General features: G+C 40.3%; 7 protein-coding genes. 3 read left to right on the plus strand and 4 right to left on the minus strand.

The window, feature by feature from the left end:
* Positions 1-2: 2 nt before the first annotated feature.
* Positions 3-527, minus strand: a complete 525-nt coding sequence (locus tag P8O16_RS15720; protein WP_300316388.1) for an NADPH-dependent FMN reductase — start codon at positions 525-527, stop codon at positions 3-5.
* Positions 528-620: 93 nt separating this feature from the next.
* On the opposite strand from P8O16_RS15720, the gene P8O16_RS15725 reads away from it, so the two are divergent.
* Positions 621-1,439 (plus strand): purine-nucleoside phosphorylase, encoded by an 819-nt coding sequence (locus P8O16_RS15725; RefSeq protein ID WP_300316389.1) that lies wholly within the window; start codon positions 621-623, stop codon positions 1,437-1,439.
* Between the two features lie 161 nt (positions 1,440-1,600).
* Here P8O16_RS15725 and P8O16_RS15730 read toward each other — a convergent pair whose 3' ends face one another.
* The 3 genes from P8O16_RS15730 to P8O16_RS15740 form a co-directional block, all read right to left on the minus strand.
* On the minus strand, positions 1,601-1,780 hold the full coding sequence (locus tag P8O16_RS15730) for a hypothetical protein (RefSeq protein ID WP_300316390.1): 180 nt from the start codon (positions 1,778-1,780) through the stop codon (positions 1,601-1,603).
* A gap of 254 nt (positions 1,781-2,034) precedes the next feature.
* Positions 2,035-2,823: a hypothetical protein gene (locus P8O16_RS15735; protein WP_300316391.1), complete on the minus strand. Its 789-nt coding sequence runs from the start codon at positions 2,821-2,823 to the stop codon at positions 2,035-2,037.
* Between the two features lie 5 nt (positions 2,824-2,828).
* Positions 2,829-3,818 (minus strand): hypothetical protein, encoded by a 990-nt coding sequence (locus P8O16_RS15740; protein WP_300316392.1) that lies wholly within the window; start codon positions 3,816-3,818, stop codon positions 2,829-2,831.
* Positions 3,819-4,233: 415 nt separating this feature from the next.
* Between P8O16_RS15740 and P8O16_RS15745 the strand changes: the two genes are divergently transcribed.
* Both P8O16_RS15745 and P8O16_RS15750 read left to right on the plus strand, forming a co-directional pair.
* Positions 4,234-6,645 (plus strand): TonB-dependent receptor, encoded by a 2,412-nt coding sequence (locus tag P8O16_RS15745; RefSeq protein ID WP_300316393.1) that lies wholly within the window; start codon positions 4,234-4,236, stop codon positions 6,643-6,645.
* Complete coding sequence (locus P8O16_RS15750) at positions 6,638-7,864, plus strand: DUF4249 family protein (RefSeq protein WP_300316394.1); 1,227 nt, start codon at positions 6,638-6,640, stop codon at positions 7,862-7,864. Before P8O16_RS15745 ends, P8O16_RS15750 begins: the two co-directional genes overlap by 8 nt.
* Positions 7,865-8,042 lie beyond the last annotated feature (178 nt).

Raw genomic sequence — 8,042 nt, forward strand, 5'->3', positions numbered from 1 at the left:
TCCTAAAATTCAAGCAGCATGTCTGCTTGGGTATGCAGCAATTCCAAATACAACTTGTTGGTGAGCAGGTTATCTGACATGTTTTGCTCTATTTTGGCGAGCTTCGGCTTGAGAGCAAGAACATGCATACCCAAATAATGGAAGATGTCGGTAAGGTGGCTCAAAGCGATGCCACCCCCGCCTACTCCAGATGAAATCCCAACTATCGCCGCTTTTTTATTCCGAAAAGTATTCGGATAGGTCATCCCGTCGATAAAGGTTTTTAAGATTCCTGGGAAAGAACCATTGTACTCTGGAACGATAAAAATATACTTTTTCCCCTCGACCATCTTATCATGAAAGGCGTTGTAAGCTTCATTTTTCCCTGAGTTTTCATATAGTGCAGTTTCAATAAAATCTGCCGGAAGTTGCTCTAATTCTAATATTTCTGATTCCGCTCCTTTTTCTAAAAGTATACTTTGCATCTGCTGTGCAATCTGTCTGGATACGGAGTTTTTTCGGTTAGTACCTACTACAATCTTGATCATTTCTATTTTTTTGTTGAAAGCTATACAAGTGAAGCACTGTAAAAGTTCGAAGATTTTACAGATTTGATATCTTTAAGTTTTCCAATCCTTGCTATGAACTATCTAGACCAAATCTCCGAAGCCACTCAATTCATTCAAAAACAACTCTCTATCGAGCCTCAAGTTGGGATTATCCTAGGAACAGGCCTTGGAAGTCTCGCGGATCAGATTAATGTCTCGCTTGAGCTCCGGTATGCTGATATTCCTCATTTTCCTCTTTCTACAGTGGAAAGTCATTCTGGGAAATTGCTGTTTGGGACGCTGGAGGGTAAGTCTGTGATGGCTATGCTAGGCAGATTCCATTATTATGAAGGGTACTCTATGCGAGAGGTTACCTTTCCAGTCAGGGTAATGAAGCGATTGGGTATTAAAACGCTGATGGTTTCCAATGCCTGCGGGGGACTTAATCCCGCACAGGAGGTCGGCGAGGTCATGATGATTACCGATCATATAGATCTTTTTCCTGATAACCCTCTTCGAGGCAAACACGAGGAATCTTTTGGTCCACGCTTTCCAGATATGAGTGATGCGTATTCCTCTGAGTTAATCAGCCGGGCCTTGGGTTTTGCCAAACAAAATAAAATCCATCTCCATCGGGGAGTATATGCCGGCGTGGCCGGTCCCAATCTGGAGACCCCTGCGGAATATAAATACTTGAGATCCATCGGGGCAGATGCGGTAGGCATGAGTACGGTCCCTGAGGTTTTGGTAGCAAGACAAATGGGGATTGAAGTTTTTGGAATCTCTGCCATTACCGATCTGGGAGTGGAAGGCAAGATCAAGCGAATCACCCTCAAGGAGGTTATTGACGCTGCTAAAATTGCCGAACCGATTATGTCAAGGATTATTCAGGAATTGCTGAAGGGGATGTAGGAGTTATAACTTATAAGGTGTGATATAATAGCAGAGGAATTCCGAATAAAAAAAGAGATGAGTTCTCGATGCCTAGATAAGAGTCCTGACTTACACCTTGGGAAAATAAACTTTCTGATTTTAGGTGTTTTTTAAGGGCAGTGAATGCTTGAAACAATTCCTCATTTTGATACAGCTGCTGCAATGGGAAGCGTAAGTCTACCTGTGCCGCAGCAAAGCTCAAGGATTCGGGCATTCTTATTTTTGGGAAGCCAACGTAGGTAAAATTCTAAGTCAGCTAGGCTGGTATTCATCCCATCATAAATGGTAGCATCATAAATCAAATCGCCAATCTTGTACATATTATCCATTTTTCTTCTTCAAAATCTAGGTGAGCGTAGGTTTAATTTCCTTTAAAGTTTCATCAAAAAATATTCTATAAGTTAATTAAATGCTGTAAGTCTGTTAATAAGGAGATTATTGATAACGGTCTTGTAAAAGCGCAGTAGCGGTTAAATACTTTTACTTTTCTGGTTTAGAGTTGCTTTTTTTAGAAACATTGCCTTTAGGCTTAGCAGAATCTTCGCCATTGCTTTTATACTTTGTTGGCGTGTCGTTATTTTTTTAATTTTTCTTTTCGTTCACTCCATTTCTTGGATATTATTTCATTATTGGCAAGGAATATTTTCGAATCTAAGTTCGTGTTTGCCCATGATTTGATACTGTAATACCCCATAACGGGAATTAAAAGTTTTGGGATATCAGTTTCTGAAATCTTCTCGTTTTCTAGATTGGTAAACTCTATTTTAAATCTTTCATTAATGCTCGTTACATTCAAGAAGTAAACAAATAGAACCACGAACTCAGAAATAAGAGTTAAAGGAATACTAATCTCAAAAAGCATTCTTACTATATCACTTCCACCTTTTGAGAAAATTGAAAGGAAAAAGGGGATACTGAAAATCACGAGGGTTATCAAGTTTCTGTATAGCATCAACTTCAATGTGTTTTCTGTGTGAAATGAACTCTCATAAGAATTTAATGCTAGCTTTTTTATTCCATACTCGGTTTCGTCATTATTGTAGTATTCGGTAGTGTTTTCATCAGAGTAATTTGTCCCGAAGGCATTATCAATTAAATCGTTTCTTTTTAGGTTCTCGACATTGTAAAACAGAATTTTAGCAACTAATTTGATAATCAAATAACCAATCATTGAGACATAGCTTACAGCCTTTGCCAGGTCTTTTAAATACTCATACTCCTTATTGATTGTAGGGTTGAAGAACTTGCCAAGTATCCAATTTCCTAGAATTAGAATTGCAGAAACAAATAGGAAATAAGATGCTGCTTTTTCAAACTTTCTAATGAGGTCATATTTAGAATCAAAAGGAACGTTTCTAGCCATTTTTCTTAATAGTATAGGGGGAAGTCATTACCAAATAGTTCTCTCCATTTGTTTATTGCCGAAGATTGGTTTTTATCTTCAGTCTCTAACCGATACGCTTCATATCCTTTGCTATAGGCGTCATTTGCTTTGGCAGATATTTTTGTTTTGTCATCATACGATAGGTCGTTCAAATTTGAATCTATACCCTTTGGGTCACTAACATTATTATAGATTGCAGTTCCTAAATAGTTCCAAAAGTTTATCAAATTGACATCAATATATTCAGACAGCTCAGATCTACTTTCAGCAAAATTCAATACAAAGTTTTCGAACAAGTATGAACTCATAGTTGGCATTTGAGCTCTTCGATTCCAATATTTTAAGGTTCTTACAAGCTGTTGAACTGAAAAATTATGTTTTTGATTCATGCTTGTCATGTACTGTTGATCCAAAGGTGGGTTAGTTGCTTTCCAATTACCATTTCCATCTGGAATCAAGTAAAATCCGGTTTTAGTATAAAATGCTGGAACTATATCAAAACTCCAATCATAAGAGGTAAGATTAAGGGTAGCTGCTTCCTGTCTACGGTGAATTGCCGCAGATTTATATTGGCCGATATTCGATAGACAAGAAACGAACTTGTTAACGACTTTAATTGAATTTAACTGGTCTTCATTTGATAAATCTTTAAGTCTTTGACCTGCATTTTCAGTATGTAAATAATACCGATTATGATAGAATGTACTTTGAGAGTAATACGCATCATTTGCATGAAGACAATAGATAAGGTCAATATCATCAAGCTCTCTAATCTTTGTGTTTCGAGCAAAGGATCCGAATTTCACATGTCGTTCTTCAAATTTCAATGGAAATGAGTCATAGTTGTCAGGGAAACTATTTAACTGACCATATAGCCAATCTCTGCTACTTCTAGCGGTTGCGGTTTTCCCACTATCGAGATTAACATAATCACGATTAATTTCAGTAAATGCTGAGTTTACGGTTCTGGCCATTTAGTTTCGTTTTTTAATGCACGCTAACTTCCTTGTTGCTATACCTTTTGTGCATCTATCATCCCAATTTGGTCAAGTATATGCACCTTTTGGCATCTTTATTTTCCTTTTAAAAGTCCGGCTAACTTTGGGGCCATCCTTAAATTTCAATCAAAATAAATAGAGTTTAGTTTATTTCCAAAAGGGTATAGGAAAAAAACGAAATACTTCGGGTATATTGATGATTTAAATCTTGAATTTCTCAATTGACTAAGTTGCTGTAATTCCTCTTGTGTGTTCGAATCCGTTTCCTTTAGTGGTTAAAATCGAATTTCATTTTTTTGCAAATCCGAAATAGCAACCGTTTTCCATACGGGATTTCCCCGCTTATCCATCTCATTGGGGATTGATATATTTTTCTTTTAGTTTAGACGTGATGAGAAGGTTAGTATTACTTATGTTTTTTGCTTTTATCGGAGAGTTTGCCTTGGCGCAGACAGATTCGCTGACCTTCACTTTTGGGAAAAATAGCGGATCTAATCCCGCAACCTATATTTTGACGGGTAAAATATCGGAGGAATCTTCCAAAGTAGCGATTGAAGGGGTAGGGATCCATGTGGATGGCACCTATACTGGTATCAGTACGGATCGATTTGGAACCTATCTGGTTACACTTAGTCCAGGAACTCATCGAATTGCCTTTCGGCATCTTTCTAAAATCCCTGTTTTCACGCAAGTGACGATCTACGAAAATGCCGTTCTCAATCTTACCATGGAGGATAAAAGCTATGAACTCGATGGCGTCGTGGTGATGTCTGACGAACCGGATCGCAATGTGCGAAACCCGATCACCGGTGTCACCAAACTGACCACTCGGGAACTCCAAGCCATTCCGGCTTTCCTCGGAGAGGCTGATATCTTCAAAGGCCTACAACTCCTGCCCGGCGTGAGTTCGGTCGGTGAAGGCACTTCAGGAATCAATGTCCGTGGTGCTAAAACAGATCAAAATCTCCTCTTGATGAATGAGGCCTTAGTACTCAGTTCCAATCATGCCTTGGGATTTTTAAGTGCTTTCAATACCGATGTGACTGAAACTTTTACGCTTTACAAAGGAAATCTTCCTGCCAATTACGGAGGCCGTGCAGGCTCTGCGCTTGATATCAAGATGAAAGAAGGAGACAAGAAAAACTGGGGCGGTCAGGTAGGTTTGGGTACTTCCAATGGGCGTATCCTTCTTGAAGGACCGATTCAAAAAGATAAAATCAGTCTCATTATCGGAGGTAGAATCTCGAATACCAATTGGTTACTGAATCAAGCCCGGGACTTTGATATTCAAAATAGCAAGTTGAATTTTTATGATGGCTATGCAGGTCTGGCTTGGGAGATCGCTCCGGGTCATAATCTTAATGTGAATACGCTCATCACAAGTGATTATTTTAAGTTTTCGGATGAGTTTGGCTATGATTGGAATAACAGAGTCAGTTCTGCTACTTATCGAGGGATTTTAGGCGAAAATCTTTCCATTTCCGCTCTTGTGGCTGACGGAAATTTTGATAATTCATTTTTCGATCCTGAAGGGTTGGATGCGGCACAGGTCGACAATGGAATGCGCTACCAACAGGGTAAATTTTCCGCGACTTGGGCTAATGATCAATTAGCGGTGACAGGTGGATTGGAAGCTATTTACTACAAAGGGAAAAATGAAGTTCGTTCACCTTACAATTCGGAGTCTTCCATACAAAGAGAACAGATCGGAAAAGAAAGAGGGATAGAAGCTTCTGCTTTTGCCTCACTGGAGTGGGAACTCTCTGAAAATACAGGAATCGTTGCTGGTTTTAGATATTCTACTTATAATCAATTGGGTCCCGATACGGTATACCAATACCAAGAAAACAGCCCGATTAGCTTGGAGACTCAGACGGGTTTTACACCGGTTGGTAGTGGGAGCATCGCAAGTTATTCAGGTTTTGAGCCTCGATTTTCGCTGCGACACAATATCAGTCCGCAGTCCTCCATCAAGCTGAGCTATTCCCGACTCTTCCAGTATATCCAATCGGTTTCCAATACTTTCGGACCGACCCCTATTGATCTTTGGCAGCTGAGTACGACTTACATCCAACCCCAGCGATCGGATAGCTTTTCCTTGGGGTATTTTAGAAACTCAAAAGACAACACATGGGAGTTTTCGGTGGATGGCTTTTACCGAGTGACTGCCAATCAGGTAGAATATCGGGATTTTGCGCAGATATTTTTGAATCCGCACATTGAGACCGAATTAGTTTTCGGAGAAGGAAAGGCCTATGGAGGGGAATTTCTGATCAAGAAAAATCTGGGAGTACTCACCGGATGGTTAGCTTATACCTATTCCCGTTCTTTTTTCCGAACTCAAAGTCCTTTCTCGGTAGAGCAGATTAATGGTGGAGCGTGGTTCCCATCCAATTACGACAAGCCGCATGAGGTGAATTTTATTTTGAGTAAAAAGATGTATCCAAGAGGCTTATTCAATTTCAGTGTGAATTATGCGACAGGAAGACCTATCAATGCGGTGAATAGCAGTTATGTCTTGGGTGGATTGATTGTACCGGAGTATAGTGGGAGAAACGAGTATAGAATCCCAGATTATTTCCGGGTGGATATCTCTTATACGGTAGAAAAAGTGTTTTCTAAAAAAGGGGATAGCCTGAATTTCAGTATTTATAACTTGTTGGGAAGGCGAAATGCTTATTCGATTTTTTGGCAAAAAGACGGAGATTCCCAGCAGTTGAGGCCTTATCGATTGGCTATTTTGGGAGCGATATTCCCGTCTATTACTTACAGTATAGAATTTGGAGGAGGTAAAGATGAGTAAGCAGAAGACAGTCCCGATAGCTATCGGGAGCAGTTGGCAGTGGGCAGTTCACAGCTGGCAGTTGGCAGAAGGCAGTGGTAGCAGTTGGCAGTTTGCAGATAGCAGTTTGCAGGTAGTGGCGAAAGTTTGTATTAGAAAAAGGCTAAGCAATCTCCTGCTTTTGGTAGTTGTTTTGCTGGGCTCTTGTGTGGAGAAAATTGATTTCCCGCTAAATCGAGGAGTCGAGAAATTGATTGTATCGGGTCAAATCAATAATCTGGATGAACCTCAGTACGTCTACCTTTCGGAGACTACTTCTGCAGATCGGGAGCCATTGCTTTCTGGGAATTATTTTGTGCTGAATGATCTTCCACGTCCAGTTTCAGGAGCATTGATTTCGCTCAAAAGTGATCAGAGAGAAAGCTGGACCTATCGAATGATTGAGCCAGGGAAATACGAGTTATCAAATTTCGGGGGATTGGAATCTGGAGTCGCTTATCATATTGAAATAGCAGTTGAGGGAAGGTCTTGCCGATCAGAACCTGAAGTGTTCACCGAGGTGATTGGAACAGACAACTTAAGCTATACTTTTGATCGGGGAGTTTTTCAGAATCAACCCGAGACAGCTTTTATAACTATCCAGACAGCGGTTACCTTACCCGAACAGGTTGGGGATTATTACCTGAGGTGGGATGTAGATGAGGCATACTATTGGGATTTGACTTTTTTTCCTAATCCTTTCAATCGAGGTCCCGGTGATTGTTACGTTTTTGATTTTCCAGACCCAGAGCGAATAACCCTTTTAAATGGTGATTTGCTAAATCGGCCGGGTGGTATTTCTACTCAAATCGTGGCAGGGCGTATCGTAGATCAATCTTTCCTTAGTAGACATTATTTTAATATTCGACAGACGAGTACTTCTAAGGCTTCTTACGATTATTGGAGAAAAGTGCGGGAATTGGTCAATAATACCGGTTCTGTATTTGACACGCCACCCGCTCCGATTAAAGGAAATCTTAGAAATGTTAACGTCGCCGATGAGGTTGTTCTGGGTTACTTCGAGGTGGCTAATGTGAACGTGACTCGAATCTATACCACTCGTGCCGATGTTCCTTATTTCATTGAAGAAGTTTGTACTTATTCCCCTACACGCAGATTGGACGACTACCCCGCAACATGTCTTCGTTGCAGTGAATTCAAAAACAGCACGACCGTGACTCCACCTTGGTGGTTTGATTAGTGATTGTGATAAAGAGATTGGAGAATGAGAGAATAGGGGATTAAAGAATAGAGATTGGGGAAAAGGGATTGGTGTACTTCCCTAAATAGCGTTGACCGTTTGGTTCAACATTTATTTAATTCCATCGGGCAATTATGAGCCAGAGGTTCTTCTCTTGGGTAAACTTCCAAGGGGCTCG

This window comes from Algoriphagus sp. (genome assembly GCF_029254265.1).
GTDB lineage: Bacteria > Bacteroidota > Bacteroidia > Cytophagales > Cyclobacteriaceae > Algoriphagus.

Excerpts from the sequence above, each read along its gene's own strand:
- P8O16_RS15720 (WP_300316388.1), bottom strand. The coding sequence starts at position 527 with ATGATCAAGATTGTAGTAGGTACTAACCGAAAAAACTCCGTATCCAGA.
- P8O16_RS15725 (WP_300316389.1), top strand. The coding sequence starts at position 621 with ATGAACTATCTAGACCAAATCTCCGAAGCCACTCAATTCATTCAAAAA.
- P8O16_RS15730 (WP_300316390.1), bottom strand. The coding sequence starts at position 1,780 with ATGTACAAGATTGGCGATTTGATTTATGATGCTACCATTTATGATGGG.
- P8O16_RS15735 (WP_300316391.1), bottom strand. The coding sequence starts at position 2,823 with ATGGCTAGAAACGTTCCTTTTGATTCTAAATATGACCTCATTAGAAAG.
- P8O16_RS15740 (WP_300316392.1), bottom strand. The coding sequence starts at position 3,818 with ATGGCCAGAACCGTAAACTCAGCATTTACTGAAATTAATCGTGATTAT.
- P8O16_RS15745 (WP_300316393.1), top strand. The coding sequence starts at position 4,234 with ATGAGAAGGTTAGTATTACTTATGTTTTTTGCTTTTATCGGAGAGTTT.
- P8O16_RS15750 (WP_300316394.1), top strand. The coding sequence starts at position 6,638 with ATGAGTAAGCAGAAGACAGTCCCGATAGCTATCGGGAGCAGTTGGCAG.